Source organism: Methylibium sp. Root1272 (assembly GCF_001425905.1).
In the GTDB taxonomy this organism is placed as follows: Bacteria; Pseudomonadota; Gammaproteobacteria; order Burkholderiales; family Burkholderiaceae_C; genus Methylibium.
On record NZ_LMDY01000005.1, the window covers coordinates 1 to 18,359 of the forward strand.

Below are 18,359 nucleotides of genomic sequence, written 5' to 3' on the forward strand. Positions count from 1 at the left end.
CATCGACATGATCACCATCGGGCAGTACCTGGCGCCCAGCGGGCACCACCTGCCGGTGCGGCGCTACGTGACGCCGGAGGCCTTCAAGCGCTTCGAGGTCGAGGCCTACGCGATGGGCTTCAGCCACGCCGCCGTGGGCGCCATGGTGCGCTCGAGCTACCACGCCGACCAGCAGGCGCACGCCGCGGGCGTGGGCGTCGTCGCAGGCTGATCCTCCGCGGCCGATGACCTGGCCGCCGATGCGCGCCTGGCTGCCGGCGCGCCTGACGGTCGGTCCGACCGAGCGGGCGCGGGCGGCGCTCGGCGCGGCACTGGGACTGTTGCTGACCGGCCTGCTGAGCCGTTGGGTCGAGTCGCACTGGACCGGCGCTACCGTGCCGTGGCTGGTCGCGCCGCTCGGCGCCAGCGCCGTGCTGGTGTTCGCGGTACCGGCCAGTCCGCTCGCGCAGCCCTGGTCGGTGGTCGGCGGCAACACGATCTCGGCGCTGATCGGCATCGCCTGTGCCCATCTGATCCCCGACCCGGCCTGGGCCGCTGCGATCGCGGTGGGCCTGGCGATCGGCGCGATGTTTGCGCTGCGCTGCCTGCACCCGCCAGGCGGGGCGATGGCCTTGCTGACGGCGTTGTCCGGCGTCGGCTCGTTCGGCTTCGCGTGGTTTCCGGCCTGCTTCAACTCCGTGTTGCTGGTGCTCGCCGGGGCCGTCTACAACAGCGCGACGCGACGCCCCTATTCGCACGCCCAGCTCGCGGCGCCACCCGGCCCGGGCGGCGACGAGACCCACCGCTTCAGCGACGCCGACCTCGACGCGGTGCTGGAGCGCTATGGCCAGGTGATCGACGTGAGCCGCGACGACCTGGTCGCGCTGCTGCATGCGGCGGAGGCCGAGGCCTACCGCCGGCGTTTCGGTGCGACGCTGTGCGCGGACATCATGACGCGCGAGGTCGTGACGGTGTCATTCGGCACCGAGCTGCAGGACGCCTGGGCGCTGCTGCGCGAGCACCGCATCAAGGCGCTGCCGGTGGTCGACCGGGCTCGGCGGGTGGTCGGCATCGTGACGCTGGCGGATTTCCTGCGCCATGCCGACCTCGACATCCACGAGGGCTGGTCGGCGCGTCTGCGCAGCTTCATTCGCCGCACGCCGGCCACGCACAGCGACAAGCCGGAGGTGGTCGGGCAGATCATGACGCGCCAGGTGCGCGTCGCCAGCGAAGACCGTCCGGTGGCCGAACTGGTGCCGCTTTTTGCGCAGGGCGGGCACCACCACATCCCGATCGTCGGCCCGGAGGCGCGTCTGGTCGGCATGCTGACGCAGTCCGACGTGGTGTCGGCCCTGTCGCGCGTGAGCTGACGGCGCAGGCGGAGCTGAAGGGGGGGCGTTCGTTCAGGCTTCGGCGAGCAGCTTGTCGAGCAGCTTGTGCAGCTCGGCGAAATCGGGCTCGCCGACATAGCGCTTGACGACTTCGCCGCGCTTGTTGATGAGCACACTGGTCGGTGTCAGCTGGATGTCACCGAAGCTGCGGGCGATGGAGCCGTCATGGTCGATCGCGACACGGAACGGCAGCTTGCGGGTCTCGGTGAAGTTGACCACGTAGGCCGGCGGGTCATAGCTCATCGCCACGGCCAGCGTCTCGTAGCCGCGGGCCTTGAACTTCTCGTGTGTCGCGGCAATGTCGGGCATCTCCTTCACGCAGGTCACGCAGCTCGTGGCCCAGAAGTTCACCAGCACCACCTTGCCGCGCAACTGATCGGTGCGATGTTGCGATCCGTCGAGCAGCGTGTAGGCCACGTCGGGGGCAGCCTGCTTGCCGGTCAGCGCCGACGTGGCGGCGATGCCGATTGCCAAGACGACGGCCGCGGCCGCAACATAGCGCATCAATTTCATGGAGGTGTCCGATGGATCGTCGTGAGTTTACGGGTCAGCTCGCCGCCGGCATCGCGCTGTGGGTCTGGGCCGCGCAGGCGCGCGCCCTGTCTCTCAGCGACGCCGATGCCAGTGCCGGCTTGAAGGCGGCGCTCGAACGCGGCGCCGAAGTGGCGGTGGGGCTGCTCGGCAAGACCGATGGATTCCTCGGCAATCCGAAAGTTCGCATCCCGCTGCCGTCGGGGCTGGAGAGCGCCGCCAAGCTGATGAAGAGCCTGGGTCAGGGCAAGAAGGTCGACGAACTGGTGACGGCGATGAACCGGGCCGCCGAGGCTGCCGTGCCGGAATCCAAGCAACTGCTCAGCAATGCGGTCAAGCAGATGTCGGTCGACGACGCGAAGAAGATCCTCACGGGCGGCGACACCTCGGTGACGAACTTCTTTGCCGAGAAGACGCGCGCGCCGCTCGGCGAGAAATTCCTGCCGATCGTGACCAAGCAGACCGAGAAGGTCGATCTGGCCGACAAGTACAACGCGGTGGCCGGCAAGGCCGCCGGCTTCGGCCTGGTGAAGAAGGAGGATGCCAACGTGCAGAAGTACGTGACGGGCAAGGCGCTGGACGGCCTGTACCTGATGATCGGCGAGGAGGAGAAGAAGATCCGCCAGGACCCGGTGGGCACCGGCAGCGCGATCCTGAAGAAGGTGTTCGGCGCGCTGTAAGCGCGCGCTTTCAGTACTGCTTGGAGAGCTCGAACACCAGCGCCGACGGCAACGATTGATGCAGGCCGTCCCGGCCCACCCGGGCGTGGTTCATGCCGTTGAAGCCCGAGATCTCGAAGGCGTTGCCCTCTTCGGCGATCTCGATGAACGAGAAGCCGGGCAGCTCGGCGCGGATCTCCTCGGCCAGCTGGTCGAGCCGTTCGCCGCGCAGCACGGCCTCGAACACGATGGCGTGCGGCCAGCCTTCGCGGCAGAAGTCGACCGCCTCGTCGACCGAACCGACGAAGTCGATCACCAGGCCCATGTTGGCGATGGCCTCGCGCACCAGGAGCCGCATCTCGCGGCGGGCCGACACCACCAGGACCTGGCTGCCGGCCAGCGGCTTGGAATTCAGCGTCGATGCATCGCCGTGATCGAGTTCGACGGCGCTCATGCCTTCGACGGCGTCACTGACGGTGCGCGGGAACTCCAGTGTCAGCGTCACGTGGGTCTCGTCGGTTTCGCAGTTCAGGGCCAATCCCATCGAGTGGGCGATCTGGCCCACCAGGTGCCAGTTCAGCGACGCGAGTACGGCTTCGTCGGTCGGCTCGAGGGCGAAGCTGCAGGACACCCGGCCGTGCGGCGGCCAGTCCTTCTGGTCGACGCGGAAATCGATGCTCGACCGGGTGCCTTCGGCCGCCCAGTCGAGCACAGCGTTGAGCAGGCTGAACAGCAGCGCCGGATCGACCAGCACCTCGATGGCCCGCGTGCTCTGCCGCACCTGGATACCGCGGGCGTTGACCTCGCGCGCGCGGTGCGTGAGCACCGCCTGCAGCGTCTGAGCGAGATCGAGCCGCTCATGAGATTGCCGCAGCCGCTTCGAGGCAAAGCGCGACAGTTGCTGGCCGACCATGCCGACGCGGCGAGCGCGCTCGATCTCGGCGCGCAGCACCCGCAGGCCTTCGCGGTCGATCTTGCCGGTGGTGGTGAGCTGGATCACGCGCTCGAGCGCCGTCGTCAGCGGCCCGGCGACGTCCCGCCCGATCTGCGCGACGATCTCGCGCCAGGCATCAAGGGGCTCGGCTTCGGCGGTGGCGCGGGTGAGCGAGGGGCGAGCGGTCATGTTTGTTCTGTCGTGTGGGACCGCGGCCCGAAGCGCCCGGCCGGGAAGCTCTGCACTTCCCTGGCGGAATTGTCCGGGTGTTTCTTCACGCAGCCCAGTACTTTGTGACGTTCGGCCGGTCCAGCCCCCCGACTCAGGGGCGTGCCGGCCCGAGCGCGCCGCGCTCGCGGGCGGCGGCAATGGCTACCGCGTCCCAGCCCAGCCAATCGGCCAGCACTTCGGCGCCATGCTGATCGAGCAAGGGCGGCGGCCGGCGCGTCTGCACCGGCGTGGCCGACATCTTGAGTGGGCTGGCGACCAACCGCAGCGTGTCGGTCAGCGGGTGAGAGACCGCTTGGACCATGCCGCGCGCCAGCACCTGCGAGTCGGTGAACACCTGGTCGAGCGAGTTGATCGGGCCGCAGGGCACCTTGGCTGCTTCCAGCTCGGCGAGCCAGTCGTCGCGCCGTCGCTGGCGCATCAGTGCCGCGAGCACGGGCACCAGCGCGGCGCGATGGCGCACCCGGTCGGCGTTGGTCGCGAAGCGCGGATCGGTGGCCAGCTCGGGCCGACCGGCGATCGCGCAGAACCTGGTGAACTGGGCGTCGTTGCCGACCGCCAGGATCACGTGGCCATCGGCCACATCGAAGACCTGGTAGGGCACGATGTTCTGGTGCGCGTTGCCGGCGCGGCCCGGCACCTGGCCGCTGACCAGGTAGTTGGCGCCCAGGTTGGCCAGCATCGCCACCTGGGTGTCGAGCAGGGCCATGTCGATGTGCTGGCCGGTGCCGTGACGGAACCCGTCGGCGTCGCGATGGCGCAAGGCCGCGAGGATGCCGACCGTGGCGTACAGGCCGGTGAACAGGTCGGTCACGGCCACACCGACCTTCTGCGGGCCGCCGCCGGGCAGGTCGTCGCGTTCGCCGGTCACGCTCATCAGCCCGCCCAGCCCTTGCACGGCGTAGTCGTAGCCGGCGCGCTCGCGGTAGGGGCCGGTCTGGCCGTAGCCGGTGATCGAGCAGTAGACGAGTTGCGGGTTCAGTGCATGCAGCGACTCGAAGTCGAGCCCGTAGCGGGCCATGTCGCCGACCTTGTAGTTCTCGACCAGCACGTCCGCCTGCAGTGCCAGGGCGCGCACCAGCGCCTGGCCATCGGGGTGGGCCAGGTCGATCGTGATCGAGCGCTTGTTGCGGTTCGCGCCGAGGAAGTAGGCCGATTCGCTGCTTTCGGCGCCGCTCCCGTCGTGCAGGAAGGGCGGGCCCCAGCCGCGCGTGTCGTCGCCGCTGCCGGGCCGTTCGACCTTCACCACGTCGGCGCCCAGATCACCGAGCAGTTGCGTGCACCAGGGGCCGGCGAGTACGCGCGACAGGTCCAGCACACGCAGGCCGGCGAGCGAGAGGGCGGCGAGCACAGCAGTCATGCGGTGATTCTGATGCCGTGAGCGCGGTGTCACGATAATGAAGCGATGTCGTTGCGGCCTGCGTTGTGCGCCTGCGTGGCGGGACTCGCCGTCCTGGCGGGGGCCTGCGCGCCTGCACTCGACTGGCGCGAGGTGCGGCCGGACGCCGCCAGCCTCGTGATCCTGCTGCCCTGCAAGCCGGAGCAGCGTTCCCGTCAGCTGGCGCTGGCCGGGCGCCAGGTCCAGATGCAGGTGCTGGGCTGCACTGCAGAGGGAACGACCTGGGGCCTGAGCACCGCCGACATGGCCGACCCGGCGCTCGTCGGCCCGGCGCTCGCCGAATTGCGCGCAGCGCGGCTTCGCAATCTCGATGGAACCGAGACAGTGGTGAAGTCGGCACAGGTCGGCGGCATGACGCCGCAAGCGCAGGCAGTTCGCTCCAGCATCGCCGGCAAACGCCCCGATGGCACACCGGTGGTCGATCAGTCGGTGTTGTTCGCGCGCGGCACGCGCGTGTTCCACGCCGCGGCGCTGGGCGGAGAGCCCTCGGCGCAGGCGATCGAGACCTTCTTCGACGGCTTGAAGCTGCAGCCGTGACTGGGGTCGGAGGGGCAAGCCGAGCACGTGACGACCGCGAGCGATGTACAAACGCGGCTTGTCATGCACCCGATTCGGCGTTGCTGCGCCGGCCCGGGAGCCTGAACCCATAATCCTCCTGACATGGCCGGACTGTTCATCATTGCGCACGCTCCGCTGGCTTCGGCGCTCAAGGCCGCAGCGGGGCATGCCTTCCCCGAGGCGATGTCGGTGGTCGAGGCGCTCGACGTGACGCCGCAGCTGACGCCCGAGGAGATCGAGGCGCAGGCGCGCATCCTGCTCGAGCGTTCACTGTCGGTGCCAGGGCGGCGCGAGGCGCTGATCCTGACCGACGTGTTCGGCGCGACACCGTGCAACGTCGCCCAGCGGCTGGCCGATGGCGTGCGCGTCAAGATCGTCACCGGCGTCAACGTGCCCATGCTGTGGCGCACGATGAACTATGCGGACCAGCCGCTCGACATGCTCGTGGCGCGCGCGCTGGCCGGCGCGACGCAGGGCGTGCTGCAGGTGGCGCCGGCCCGACCCCAGAACCAGGCACAGAACGTGGGAGCCCGACCCGGCGATGATTTCAACGCGCATCAGCATCAGCAATAAGCTTGGCCTGCACGCTCGGGCCTCGGCCAAGCTCACCAAGCTGGCGGGCAGCTACCCCTGCGAAGTCTTCCTCAGCCGCGGCCAGCGGCGCGTCAATGCCAAGAGCATCATGGGCGTCATGATGCTGGCGGCCGGCATCGGCACCGAGATCGAGGTCGAGACCTCGGGCGACCAGGAGCGCGAGGCAATGGACGCGCTCCTGCGGCTGATCAACGACAAGTTCGGCGAGGGCGAGTAGGCCTTCCGCGTCGCTGTCTGCGCGGCCTCAGTGGCCGAGGAAGTGGCGACGGTACTTGAGCGGCAGATCGTCGATGCGCATCAGCATCGGCAGATCGGCGGTGTTGAAGTCGGGGTCCCAGGCCGGTGCCCCCAGCACCTTGGCGCCACAGCGCAGGTAGCCCTTGATCAGCGGCGGTGGCTCGACGGCGAGGTGCCGGTCGAGTTCATCCACCGGCAGCGGCAGGCGCGGACGCACCTGCCATTCGATCGGTGCCAGGTGCGTGTGGCGCAGTTGTTCCCACAGGCTGGCCGCCACGTGGCCGCCATCGCGCATGCTGATACTGGCGCAGCCGATCATCGTGTCGAGCTCGTTGCGGACCATGAACTCGGCCAGGGCCCCCCACAGCGCGAGGATCGCGCCGCCCGAGCGGTGGTCGGCATGCACGCAGGAGCGGCCCAGTTCGACCATCTTGCCTCGCAGCGGGCGCAGGCGCGTGAGATCGAACTCGGTTTCGCTGTAGAGCCCACCGATGCGTCGCGCGGCTGCCGGCGTCAGGACGCGGTAGGTGCCGATCACTCTGCCGGGCTCCCCGTGCGCGCCCACCGTGCGCACGAGCAGGTGTTCGCAGAAGGCGTCGTAGACGTCGATGTCCAGACCGGCCGGCGTGCCGGCCGGAGGGGACAGGCGGGCGCCCATCTCCTCGACGAAGATCTGGTACCTCAGGCGCTGCGCTTCGCGAACCTCGCTTTCATCGCGCGCCCAAACCACGTCCAGTCCACACTGGCTGGCCGCGGGGAGAGCTTCGCCGCCGGGTCGTCGAAGTGACCTCCGAGGCGCACGCAGCTCCAGGCTCGGAATTTCCTGCAGCGGCAGTGTCGGCAGCGGCAAGTCCCTCATGGTTCGCTCCTTGTTCAGCAATGGCGACGAGCTTGAGTCAGCGGCGTGACGGCGCGATGTAGGTCCGGTGACGTGGCGATGACACGCGGTCAGGGCCCGGACAGGCGCGCGCGGTGATAACCCCTGCCGGGGGCGGACGGGCCGCTGCTACGATCGTTTCATGAGCCTGCAGATGTTCGGAATTCCGGTCTCGCGCGGCGTGGCCATCGGTCGCGCGGTGCTGGTCGCGTCCAGTCGCGTCGACGTGGCCCATTACTTCATCGAGCCGGCCCAGGTCGAGCGCGAGATCGAACGGTTGCTGCAGGCGCGCGATGCGGTGGCGACGGAGCTCGGTGGCCTCCAGCGCGATCTGCCCGAGGATGCGCCCGCAGAGCTGTCCGCGCTGCTCGATGTGCACCTGATGCTGCTGCACGACGAGGCACTGACCGGGGCCACCGCGCAATGGGTGCGCGAGCGGCACTACAACGCCGAATGGGCGCTCTCGGCCCAGCTGGAAGTGTTGGCGCGGCAGTTCGACGAGATGGAGAACGATTACCTGCGTGAGCGCAAGGCCGACCTCGAGCAGGTGGTCGAGCGCCTGCTGCGGGTGCTGATGCACGACAGCAGTGCCACGCCGCCTCCGATCGGCGTCAACCCGCGTGACTTTGCCGGCGAGGATCCGCTGGTGCTGGTGGCCAACGACATCGCGCCGGCCGACATGCTGCAGTTCAAGCGCAGCGTCTTTACGGGCTTTATCACCGATGTTGGCGGCAAGACCTCGCACACGGCGATCGTTGCGCGCAGTCTCGACATTCCGGCGGTCGTCGGTGCCCGCGAGGCCAGCCGCATCATCCGGCAGGACGACTGGGTGGTGATCGACGGCGATGCCGGGGTCGTGATCGTCGATCCTTCCTCGATCGTGCTGGAGGAGTACCGCTTCCGCCAGCGGCAGAGCGAACTGGAGCGCGTTCGCCTCACGCGCTTGCGGCACACGCCGGCCGTCACGCTGGACGGCGAGCGGGTCGAACTGCTCGCCAACATCGAGCTCCCCGGCGATGCCTCGGCGGCGCTGGATGCCGGTGCTGTCGGCGTCGGGCTGTTCCGTAGCGAGTTCCTGTTCATGAACCGGGCTGACGACTTACCCGGCGAAGACGAGCAGTTTGAGGCCTACCTCGCCGTGGTCGAGGCGATGAAGGGGCTGCCGGTGACGATCCGGACTGTCGACATCGGCGCGGACAAGCCGCTAGATCGCATGTCGGCGCACGAACTGCGGCACGAGCACGCGCTCAATCCCGCGCTGGGCCTGAGAGCGATCCGCTGGAGCCTGTCGGAGCCCAGCATGTTCCGGCAACAGTTGCGCGCCATCCTTCGAGCCAGCGCGCATGGCCAGGTGCGATTGCTCGTGCCGATGCTCGCGCACGAGTCCGAGATTCGCGGCACTTTCGACGCGCTGGCGCGAGCGAAGCAGCAGCTGACGGAGTCAGGGCGTGCATTCGGCGATGTCCAGGTGGGCGCGATGATCGAGGTGCCGGCCGCGGCGCTGATGGTCGATCGCTTCCTCGACGCCTTCGACTTCGTGTCGCTCGGCACCAATGACCTGATCCAGTACACATTGGCAATCGACAGGGCCGATGAATCCGTCGCCCACCTGTACGACCCCTGGCACCCCGCCGTGCTGGAACTCGTCGCCCGAACCATTCGCGCTGCTAAGGCACGTAGCAGGGCGGTCAGCGTGTGCGGCGAGATGGCGGGTGATCCGAGCTTCACGTCGGTCTTGCTGGCGATGGGCTTGCGCAGCTTCTCGATGCACCCGTCGCAGATCGCCGCAATCAAGCAGCAGATCCTGCGCACCGACACGCGGCGGCTGAGCGATCTGTTGTTGGGAACCCGGAACGACGTGCCGACGTTCTCGCCCCTGCGGAACAGTGGTGGCGTGGCGGCGGTGACGCCGCCGCGTTGAAGGAGCGCACAGATCAATTTCAGCGGCGAACTTGCACGTTCGAAAAACTTCGTGCTACAGTAGCTGTCTTCGCTGATCACAGCGCCTCGCCGGAAACGGCAGTGAAAGTGTGAGAGGCAAAAGAAAATAAGAAAAGCTGAGTGGTTGACAAGGATTTAAAATCAAGTCATAATCTCACTTCTCTGCTGACAACAGGTCAGCAACGCCGAAAGGCGACGCTCTTTAACAAATGACAGCCGATAAGCGTGGGCGTTTGAAGGCGAGTGCCAAGAGTCTTGTGAGCAATCGCAGGATTCGAGGTCTCAAGGACCTTAAACGCTCACTGAATTGAATTTTCATGCAAGTGAAGTTCACTTCAATTCTTTGAGTAATTTATCAAGATCGAACTGAAGAGTTTGATCCTGGCTCAGATTGAACGCTGGCGGCATGCCTTACACATGCAAGTCGAACGGCAGCACGGGAGCAATCCTGGTGGCGAGTGGCGAACGGGTGAGTAATACATCGGAACGTGCCCAGTTGTGGGGGATAGCCCGGCGAAAGCCGGATTAATACCGCATACGACCTACGGGTGAAAGCGGGGGATCGCAAGACCTCGCGCTATTGGAGCGGCCGATGTCGGATTAGCTAGTTGGTGGGGTAAAAGCCTACCAAGGCTACGATCCGTAGCTGGTCTGAGAGGACGACCAGCCACACTGGGACTGAGACACGGCCCAGACTCCTACGGGAGGCAGCAGTGGGGAATTTTGGACAATGGGCGCAAGCCTGATCCAGCCATGCCGCGTGCGGGAAGAAGGCCTTCGGGTTGTAAACCGCTTTTGTCAGGGAAGAAACGGTTTGGGCTAATACCCCGAATTAATGACGGTACCTGAAGAATAAGCACCGGCTAACTACGTGCCAGCAGCCGCGGTAATACGTAGGGTGCAAGCGTTAATCGGAATTACTGGGCGTAAAGCGTGCGCAGGCGGCTTTGCAAGACAGATGTGAAATCCCCGGGCTCAACCTGGGAACTGCATTTGTGACTGCAAGGCTGGAGTGCGGCAGAGGGGGATGGAATTCCGCGTGTAGCAGTGAAATGCGTAGATATGCGGAGGAACACCGATGGCGAAGGCAATCCCCTGGGCCTGCACTGACGCTCATGCACGAAAGCGTGGGGAGCAAACAGGATTAGATACCCTGGTAGTCCACGCCCTAAACGATGTCAACTGGTTGTTGGACGGCTTGCTGTTCAGTAACGAAGCTAACGCGTGAAGTTGACCGCCTGGGGAGTACGGCCGCAAGGTTGAAACTCAAAGGAATTGACGGGGACCCGCACAAGCGGTGGATGATGTGGTTTAATTCGATGCAACGCGAAAAACCTTACCTACCCTTGACATGTCTAGAAGTTACCAGAGATGGTTTCGTGCTCGAAAGAGAACTAGAACACAGGTGCTGCATGGCCGTCGTCAGCTCGTGTCGTGAGATGTTGGGTTAAGTCCCGCAACGAGCGCAACCCTTGTCATTAGTTGCTACGTAAGGGCACTCTAATGAGACTGCCGGTGACAAACCGGAGGAAGGTGGGGATGACGTCAGGTCATCATGGCCCTTATGGGTAGGGCTACACACGTCATACAATGGCCGGTACAGAGGGCTGCCAACCCGCGAGGGGGAGCCAATCCCAGAAAACCGGTCGTAGTCCGGATCGCAGTCTGCAACTCGACTGCGTGAAGTCGGAATCGCTAGTAATCGCGGATCAGCTTGCCGCGGTGAATACGTTCCCGGGTCTTGTACACACCGCCCGTCACACCATGGGAGCGGGTTCTGCCAGAAGTAGTTAGCCTAACCGCAAGGGGGGCGATTACCACGGCAGGGTTCGTGACTGGGGTGAAGTCGTAACAAGGTAGCCGTATCGGAAGGTGCGGCTGGATCACCTCCTTTCTGGAAATAGCACTCAATCTCTTGCGCCCACACTTATCGGCTGTCTTTGACGACAGAAATTGAAACGTGACCGGCTTGACGTAACCGCAAGGCCAACGCCTGGTTGACGTGATGAGCGGACCGCAGCGTTTCATGAATGCTTGGGTCTGTAGCTCAGTTGGTTAGAGCACCGTCTTGATAAGGCGGGGGTCGTTGGTTCGAATCCAACCAGACCCACCAATCCATTCCGTGGGGGTGTAGCTCAGCTGGGAGAGCACCTGCTTTGCAAGCAGGGGGTCATCGGTTCGATCCCGTTCACCTCCACCATCAGATTCGATCTCAAGCGTCAGTGGCCTTCGGCCTCTGACGCATGCGATCGTCAGATCGTCTGTCGTTCTTTAACAATCCGTAGAGTCAAATCAGAGTTGTCGGCGGAAACCGCTTCATGGCGGACCGTGCCGCCGGCAACATTTTTGATTGCGTCAACAAACTTCAATTCGCAAGAATTTGAAGAAACGGCATAACGCAAATACTCAAATCAGTCCTTGACGATGCTTCTTCAGCGAGGCGTCAAAATTATAGGGTCAAGTGACTAAGTGCATGTGGTGGATGCCTTGGCGATTACAGGCGATGAAGGACGTGATAGCCTGCGATAAGCTTCGGGGAGCTGGCAAATTAGCTTTGATCCGGAGATTTCCGAATGGGGAAACCCACCCGCAAGGGTATCGCATGATGAATACATAGTCATGCGAGGCGAACCGGGTGAACTGAAACATCTCAGTAGCTCGAGGAATAGACATCAACCGAGATTCCGAAAGTAGTGGCGAGCGAAATCGGACCAGCCTGCACGTTTTAGCAATCGAATTATCAGAACAGTCTGGAAAGGCTGGCCATAGCGGGTGATAGCCCCGTATGAAAAAATTCGGCTGTGGAACTGGGCGTGCGACAAGTAGGGCGGGACACGAGAAATCCTGTCTGAAGATGGGGGGACCATCCTCCAAGGCTAAATACTCGTAATCGACCGATAGTGAACTAGTACCGTGAGGGAAAGGCGAAAAGAACCCCGGGAGGGGAGTGAAATAGATCCTGAAACCGCATGCATACAAAAAGTAGGAGCCCGCAAGGGTGACTGCGTACCTTTTGTATAATGGGTCAGCGACTTACATTCAGTGGCAAGCTTAACCGAATAGGGAAGGCGTAGAGAAATCGAGTCCGAATAGGGCGTTCAGTCGCTGGGTGTAGACCCGAAACCAAGTGATCTATCCATGGCCAGGATGAAGGTGCGGTAACACGCACTGGAGGTCCGAACCGACTAGTGTTGCAAAACTAGCGGATGAGCTGTGGATAGGGGTGAAAGGCTAAACAAACTTGGAAATAGCTGGTTCTCTCCGAAAACTATTTAGGTAGTGCCTCAAGTATTACCATCGGGGGTAGAGCACTGTTATGGCTAGGGGGTCATGGCGACTTACCAAACCATTGCAAACTCCGAATACCGATGAGTACAGCTTGGGAGACAGTGCACCGGGTGCTAACGTCCGGACACAAGAGGGAAACAACCCAGACCGCCAGCTAAGGTCCCTAATATTGGCTAAGTGGGAAACGAAGTGGGAAGGCTAAAACAGTCAGGATGTTGGCTTAGAAGCAGCCATCATTTAAAGAAAGCGTAATAGCTCACTGATCGAGTCGTCCTGCGCGGAAGATGTAACGGGGCTAAGCCAGTAACCGAAGCTGCGGATGTGCGCGCAAGCGTACGTGGTAGGAGAGCGTTCCGTAAGCCTGTGAAGGTGGGTTGTGAAGCCTGCTGGAGGTATCGGAAGTGCGAATGCTGACATGAGTAGCGTTAAAGGGGGTGAAAAGCCCCCTCGCCGAAAGCGCAAGGTTTTCTACGCAACGTTCATCGACGTAGAGTGAGTCGGCCCCTAAGGCGAGGCAGAGATGCGTAGCTGATGGGAAACAGGTCAATATTCCTGTACCGATGTGTAGTGCGATGTGGGGACGGAGAAGGTTAGCTCAGCCGGGTGTTGGATGTCCCGGTTCAAGCGTGTAGTCGTGGTCTCTAGGCAAATCCGGAGATCTTAGATGAGGCGTGATAACGAGGCGGCTTGCCGCTGAAGTGAGTGATACCCTGCTTCCAGGAAAAGCCACTAAGCTCCAGCTACACACGACCGTACCGCAAACCGACACTGGTGCGCGAGATGAGTATTCTAAGGCGCTTGAGAGAACTCTGGAGAAGGAACTCGGCAAATTGACACCGTAACTTCGGAAGAAGGTGTGCCTTTAGTAGGTGATCCCGTACAGGGGGAGCCCAATGAGGCCGCAGAGAATCGGTGGCTGCGACTGTTTATTAAAAACACAGCACTCTGCAAAGACGAAAGTCGACGTATAGGGTGTGACGCCTGCCCGGTGCTGGAAGATTAAATGATGGGGTGCAAGCTCTTGATTGAAGTCCCAGTAAACGGCGGCCGTAACTATAACGGTCCTAAGGTAGCGAAATTCCTTGTCGGGTAAGTTCCGACCTGCACGAATGGCGTAACGATGGCCACACTGTCTCCTCCAGAGACTCAGCGAAGTTGAAATGTTTGTGATGATGCAATCTCCCCGCGGAAAGACGGAAAGACCCCATGAACCTTTACTGTAGCTTTGTATTGGACTTTGAACAGATCTGTGTAGGATAGGTGGGAGGCTTTGAAGCGGCGCCGCTAGGTGTCGTGGAGCCAACCTTGAAATACCACCCTGGTGTGTTTGAGGTTCTAACCTTGACCCGTTATCCGGGTTGGGGACAGTGCATGGTGGGCAGTTTGACTGGGGCGGTCTCCTCCCAAAGCGTAACGGAGGAGTTCGAAGGTACGCTAGGCACGGTCGGAAATCGTGCTGATAGTGCATAGGCATAAGCGTGCTTGACTGCGAGACTGACAAGTCGAGCAGGTACGAAAGTAGGACTAAGTGATCCGGTGGTTCTGTATGGAAGGGCCATCGCTCAACGGATAAAAGGTACTCTGGGGATAACAGGCTGATACCGCCCAAGAGTTCATATCGACGGCGGTGTTTGGCACCTCGATGTCGGCTCATCTCATCCTGGGGCTGTAGCCGGTCCCAAGGGTATGGCTGTTCGCCATTTAAAGAGGTACGTGAGCTGGGTTTAAAACGTCGTGAGACAGTTTGGTCCCTATCTTCCGTGGGCGCTGCAGATTTGAGGAAGCCTGCTCCTAGTACGAGAGGACCGGAGTGGACGCACCTCTGGTGTATCGGTTGTCACGCCAGTGGCATTGCCGAGTAGCTAAGTGCGGAAGAGATAACCGCTGAAAGCATCTAAGCGGGAAACTCGTTTCAAGATGAGATCTGCCGGGGCCTTGAGCCCCCTGAAGAGTCGTTCGAGACCAGGACGTTGATAGGCCGGGTGTGGAAGCGCAGTAATGCGTTAAGCTAACCGGTACTAATTGCTCGTGAGGCTTGACCCTATAATTTTGACGACGATTTGAGTTGTCGAACGTTATGCCGTGATGGCGCAATCAAAATCTGATAAGACTCTACGAATTGGCTGTATTGCTCCGTGAGCAATATGGTGACCGGTTAAGCCTGATGACCATAGCGAGGTGGTCCCACTCCTTCCCATCCCGAACAGGACAGTGAAACGCCTCAGCGCCGATGATAGTGCGGGTTCCCGTGTGAAAGTAGGACATTGTCAGGCTAATATTAAGCAAAACGCCCAACCAATATGGTTGGGCGTTTTTGTTTCTGGGCTTTGAATTCGAGCTCACGTTCTTGCGATGAAGCACATCTGTTGCGCGGCGCCTCCCGCACAATCACAGCATGAGCATACAGACCGACGACTTTGCTTCGTCTTCCCCGACCGCACGGCGAGTGGTCAGTGCGGCTCCTGCGTCACCCAACGAGGAAGCGATCGAACGAGCGCTCAGGCCCAAGGGTCTGGCCGACTACGTGGGTCAGGCCAAGGCGCGAGAGCAGCTGGAGATCTTCATCGGCGCGGCCCGCAAGCGGTCCGAGGCGCTCGATCATGTCTTGTTGTTCGGCCCGCCGGGCCTCGGCAAGACCACGCTGTCGCACATCATCGCTGCTGAACTCGGCGTCAATCTGCGCCAGACATCGGGACCGGTGCTCGAGAAGCCGAAGGATCTGGCTGCCATCCTGACCAACCTCGAGCGCAACGATGTCTTGTTCATCGACGAGATCCACCGTCTTTCGCCCGTGGTCGAAGAGATCCTCTATCCGGCCTTGGAGGACTATCAGATCGACATCATGATCGGCGAGGGGCCAGCCGCCCGCTCGATCAAGCTCGAGTTGCAGCCCTTCACACTGATCGGCGCCACCACCCGAGCCGGGATGCTGACCAATCCATTGCGCGATCGCTTCGGCATCGTGGCCAGGCTGGAGTTCTACTCCGTCGAGGAACTGTCTCGCATCGTCAAGCGCTCTGCGGGGTTGTTGCAGGTGCCGACGGACACAGCGGGCGGGATGGAGATTGCCAAGCGCTCTCGGGGCACGCCGCGCATCGCCAACCGCTTGTTGCGGCGCGTGCGTGACTACGCACAGGTCAAGGGCGATGGCCGCATCGATGCCGAGATTGCCGACAAGGCACTCGCCATGCTCGACGTCGATCCCCAGGGCTTCGATGTGATGGACCGCAAGCTGCTGGAGGCGGTGATCCATCGTTTCGATGGAGGCCCTGTCGGCCTTGACAACGTTGCGGCGGCGATCGGTGAAGAGTCCGGCACCATCGAGGACGTGATCGAGCCCTACCTGATCCAGCAGGGCTACCTCCAGCGTACGCCACGCGGGCGCATCGCCACGGCGGCTGCCTATCGCCACCTCGGCGTCATTCCACCCGCGACTGCAAGCGAGTTGTTCGAGGGGTAAGGAGCGGCACTACCGGGTGAGGTGGCGTCGGGCCGTGCTGAGCACATCCCCCGACGTAGCCCTTGCGCGTCGCTGACGAAGTCGCCAACATCCGTGGCATGCAGGTTCTCGTCGTCGATGACCATCCCATCATGCGGGTGGGAGTCCGCCAACTGATCGAGGCCGCCTGGGCCGATGTTCAGGTGGAAGAAGCCGAAACGATCGAAGAGGCGGTCCACTGCTTCAACGCTCGACCACCCAACGTTGTCTTGCTCGATCTTTCCTTGCCCGATGCGACCGGCGTCGAGGGAGCGGCTCGCATGCTGCGTGTCGCCAAGGGCGTACCGATTCTGGTACTCAGCATGAATCCCGAATCTGGGTACGCCGCGCGGCTGCTGCAGATGGGGGTGGCCGGCTACCTGCCCAAGGACCGAGCCTCTCAAGATCTGATCACGGCCATCCGCCGTGTGCTCGAAGGGGGCCGTTATGTCACGGCTTCGATGGCCGATCGTCTATTGGCTCTCCTCGACGGCAAGGCGCCGGGCGCACTGCCGCACGAAGCCCTGTCGACGCAGGAGTACCGCGTGATGCAGTTGATCGCTGCAGGCCAGGGAGCGTCCGACATCGCCGAGGCCATGCATCTGTCGGTGAAGACCGTCGGCAGCTACCGCGCGCGCATCCTCGCCAAGACGGGCTGGAAGAACAACACTGAACTCACCAAGTACTGCGTCCAGCACGGACTGACCGATTCCGAGTGAAAGATGGCCGACTGTAGGTGACACACCTACAGGCCGAGCCATGCATCCCTGGCCTCCAGTTCGGCAGCGCCCCGACGACAGGGGCGCTCGGGACCGCCGAAGACATGGGTACGTCATCCTGTGCAGCGTCCGGACCGTTCATCGGCCCGGATCGAGCTTCCGGGATCGTTCAACGCCTGTCCGGAGGCCGTCCCATGCAAGTTTCATCGTCCCGTCGCCACCTCGCCGCCTCGGCTCTGCTGACGCTGGCCACGCAAGCCGCCGTTGCCGCCTCTGCCAACGGCAGCTTCCAGGTTCAGGCCACGGTGGTCAGCGCCTGCACCGTCTCCGGATCGCTGCTCAACTTCGGAGGCAGCATCGATCCGCTGGTCTCATCCGTGCCGATCGACGCCAGCTCGACGCTGACGGTTCGCTGCACCAACACAACGCCCTATTCGGTCGCCCTCGACGCCGGGCTGCACGCAGGCGGCGGAGCGGTCTTCGGCAGCCGCTCGATGAGCAACGGCGCGCAGACGATCGGCTATCAGCTCTACCTCGATTCGGGCCGCGCCACGGTGTGGGGCAACGGCACGGCTGGCAGTTCGCCGGTGGCCGGTACCGGCACCGGCAGCAACCAGTCGCTCACGATCTACGGTCGTTTGCCGTCGCTGACCGGTGCCGTGCCCGGCAACTACAGCGACACGGTCACGATCACGATCAGCTACTGAGGTGCACCCACCATGCGCCTCCTGATGCTGCACGTTGCGCTGCGTCTCGCGCTGTCGATGCCGTTCGCCGCGGCTGCTGCCGACCTCGGCATCATGCCGGTGGCCGTGCAACTGGATCCGCAGCACGATCGCGCGACCGTTCAGGTCGTGAACCACGGCGCGACCCCCATGATCCTTCAGGCCGAGGCCATCGCATGGCAGCGCCACGACGGCGTCGACCACGATGCGCCGACCACCGACCTGATCGTCAATCCGCCGGTGTTCACCGTGCAGCCGGGACGGACGCAGATCGTGCGTCTGGGACTGCGTCGCGCGAGCGGCGAAGCCCTCAAGGAGTCCACCTACCGGCTGGTGCTGCGCGAAGTGCCATCGCCGCAGGACGGCGAGACGCAGGCAATCCACGGCAATGTGCGCATCCTGGTGGCGCTGCGGGTTCCGGTCTACGTGGCGCCCGCCGTGGTGAGCCGCGACGAGCGCTGGCAGCTTCGCCGCCAGGCCAACGGCGACGTGATGGCTCAGGTCAGCAATGCCGGCAACGTGCACCTGAAGATCGGTAGGCTGCGCCTGCATGAGGGCGTGGCCGCGCAGGAGCCCGCCGCGGAAGCCGCGGTCGGAGCGGTGCTGTTTCCTGGCGAAGCCCGCAGCGTCCGGCTCAAGCCGCAGGCGCCGCTGGGCAGTGGTCCGCTCACCCTCGAGGTGATGACCGATCGCGGACCGCAGTATGTGGCGCTGTCCCTCGCCTCCGATTGACACGCGCGGGGGCCGCCGCCGTCATGCCGTCGCCATCGCTGCACTGGGATGCCAGGCGATCCTCGGTGCCACGGCGGCGCAGGCGGCGC

14 protein-coding genes, 2 tRNA genes, 3 rRNA genes and 1 pseudogene are annotated in these 18,359 nt (G+C 63.3%); 16 read left to right on the top strand and 4 right to left on the bottom strand.

Annotated elements, in window-relative coordinates:
- Positions 1-211, top strand: a pseudogene (locus ASC67_RS05170) (lipoyl synthase); the annotation flags it as partial.
- A gap of 13 nt (positions 212-224) precedes the next feature.
- Positions 225-1,349 (top strand): HPP family protein, encoded by a 1,125-nt coding sequence (locus tag ASC67_RS05175; RefSeq protein WP_056316021.1) that lies wholly within the window; start codon positions 225-227, stop codon positions 1,347-1,349.
- Between the two features lie 33 nt (positions 1,350-1,382).
- On the opposite strand, the gene ASC67_RS05180 is transcribed toward ASC67_RS05175, so the two are convergent.
- Complete coding sequence (locus ASC67_RS05180) at positions 1,383-1,883, bottom strand: peroxiredoxin (protein ID WP_056316025.1); 501 nt, start codon at positions 1,881-1,883, stop codon at positions 1,383-1,385.
- Between the two features lie 11 nt (positions 1,884-1,894).
- Here ASC67_RS05180 and ASC67_RS05185 point away from each other — a divergent pair, with 11 nt between their 5' ends.
- Positions 1,895-2,581 carry a DUF4197 domain-containing protein gene (locus tag ASC67_RS05185; RefSeq protein WP_056316028.1) on the top strand — a complete coding sequence of 229 codons (687 nt, stop codon included), beginning with the start codon at positions 1,895-1,897 and terminating at the stop codon, positions 2,579-2,581.
- Between the two features lie 10 nt (positions 2,582-2,591).
- Here ASC67_RS05185 and ASC67_RS05190 read toward each other — a convergent pair whose 3' ends face one another.
- Positions 2,592-3,683 carry a hypothetical protein gene (locus tag ASC67_RS05190; RefSeq protein ID WP_056316031.1) on the bottom strand — a complete coding sequence of 364 codons (1,092 nt, stop codon included), beginning with the start codon at positions 3,681-3,683 and terminating at the stop codon, positions 2,592-2,594.
- A 133-nt stretch (positions 3,684-3,816) separates the two neighbouring features.
- Positions 3,817-5,082, bottom strand: a complete 1,266-nt coding sequence (locus ASC67_RS05195; protein WP_056316035.1) for a CaiB/BaiF CoA-transferase family protein — start codon at positions 5,080-5,082, stop codon at positions 3,817-3,819.
- Positions 5,083-5,127: 45 nt separating this feature from the next.
- Here ASC67_RS05195 and ASC67_RS05200 point away from each other — a divergent pair, with 45 nt between their 5' ends.
- The 3 genes from ASC67_RS05200 (at position 5,128) to ASC67_RS05210 (ending at position 6,490) form a co-directional block, all read left to right on the top strand.
- Positions 5,128-5,658, top strand: coding sequence for a hypothetical protein (locus ASC67_RS05200; protein WP_056316036.1), 531 nt, complete (start codon positions 5,128-5,130; stop codon positions 5,656-5,658).
- Between the two features lie 123 nt (positions 5,659-5,781).
- Positions 5,782-6,252, top strand: a complete 471-nt coding sequence (locus ASC67_RS05205; RefSeq protein ID WP_056316040.1) for a PTS sugar transporter subunit IIA — start codon at positions 5,782-5,784, stop codon at positions 6,250-6,252.
- Positions 6,221-6,490 carry an HPr family phosphocarrier protein gene (locus ASC67_RS05210; RefSeq protein WP_056316043.1) on the top strand — a complete coding sequence of 90 codons (270 nt, stop codon included), beginning with the start codon at positions 6,221-6,223 and terminating at the stop codon, positions 6,488-6,490. Before ASC67_RS05205 ends, ASC67_RS05210 begins: the two co-directional genes overlap by 32 nt.
- A gap of 27 nt (positions 6,491-6,517) precedes the next feature.
- Here ASC67_RS05210 and ASC67_RS05215 read toward each other — a convergent pair whose 3' ends face one another.
- Positions 6,518-7,369: a GNAT family N-acetyltransferase gene (locus tag ASC67_RS05215; protein WP_056316047.1), complete on the bottom strand. Its 852-nt coding sequence runs from the start codon at positions 7,367-7,369 to the stop codon at positions 6,518-6,520.
- A gap of 160 nt (positions 7,370-7,529) precedes the next feature.
- Here ASC67_RS05215 and ptsP point away from each other — a divergent pair, with 160 nt between their 5' ends.
- The 10 genes from ptsP (at position 7,530) to ASC67_RS05265 (ending at position 18,270) form a co-directional block, all read left to right on the top strand.
- Positions 7,530-9,308, top strand: coding sequence for a phosphoenolpyruvate--protein phosphotransferase (ptsP, locus tag ASC67_RS05220; protein ID WP_056316050.1), 1,779 nt, complete (start codon positions 7,530-7,532; stop codon positions 9,306-9,308).
- Between the two features lie 383 nt (positions 9,309-9,691).
- Positions 9,692-11,222, top strand: a 16S ribosomal RNA gene (locus ASC67_RS05225).
- 142 nt (positions 11,223-11,364) lie between these two features.
- Positions 11,365-11,441: transfer RNA gene (locus tag ASC67_RS05230), tRNA-Ile, on the top strand.
- Positions 11,442-11,452: 11 nt separating this feature from the next.
- Positions 11,453-11,528 (top strand) — tRNA-Ala (locus ASC67_RS05235).
- Between the two features lie 255 nt (positions 11,529-11,783).
- Positions 11,784-14,659: ribosomal RNA gene (locus ASC67_RS05240) — 23S ribosomal RNA — on the top strand.
- A 117-nt stretch (positions 14,660-14,776) separates the two neighbouring features.
- A 5S ribosomal RNA gene (gene rrf, locus ASC67_RS05245) occupies positions 14,777-14,889 on the top strand.
- Together the 16S, 23S and 5S rRNA genes with 2 tRNA genes alongside form the textbook arrangement of a ribosomal RNA operon.
- A gap of 122 nt (positions 14,890-15,011) precedes the next feature.
- Positions 15,012-16,076, top strand: a complete 1,065-nt coding sequence (gene ruvB, locus ASC67_RS05250; protein ID WP_056316053.1) for a Holliday junction branch migration DNA helicase RuvB — start codon at positions 15,012-15,014, stop codon at positions 16,074-16,076.
- A 98-nt stretch (positions 16,077-16,174) separates the two neighbouring features.
- Positions 16,175-16,813: a response regulator transcription factor gene (locus tag ASC67_RS05255; RefSeq protein ID WP_056316057.1), complete on the top strand. Its 639-nt coding sequence runs from the start codon at positions 16,175-16,177 to the stop codon at positions 16,811-16,813.
- Between the two features lie 194 nt (positions 16,814-17,007).
- Entirely contained in the window at positions 17,008-17,520 is a 513-nt protein-coding gene (locus tag ASC67_RS05260; protein ID WP_056316059.1) for a spore coat U domain-containing protein, read from the top strand.
- Positions 17,521-17,532: 12 nt separating this feature from the next.
- Entirely contained in the window at positions 17,533-18,270 is a 738-nt protein-coding gene (locus tag ASC67_RS05265) for a molecular chaperone (protein ID WP_056316064.1), read from the top strand.
- Positions 18,271-18,359: the final 89 nt, after the last annotated feature.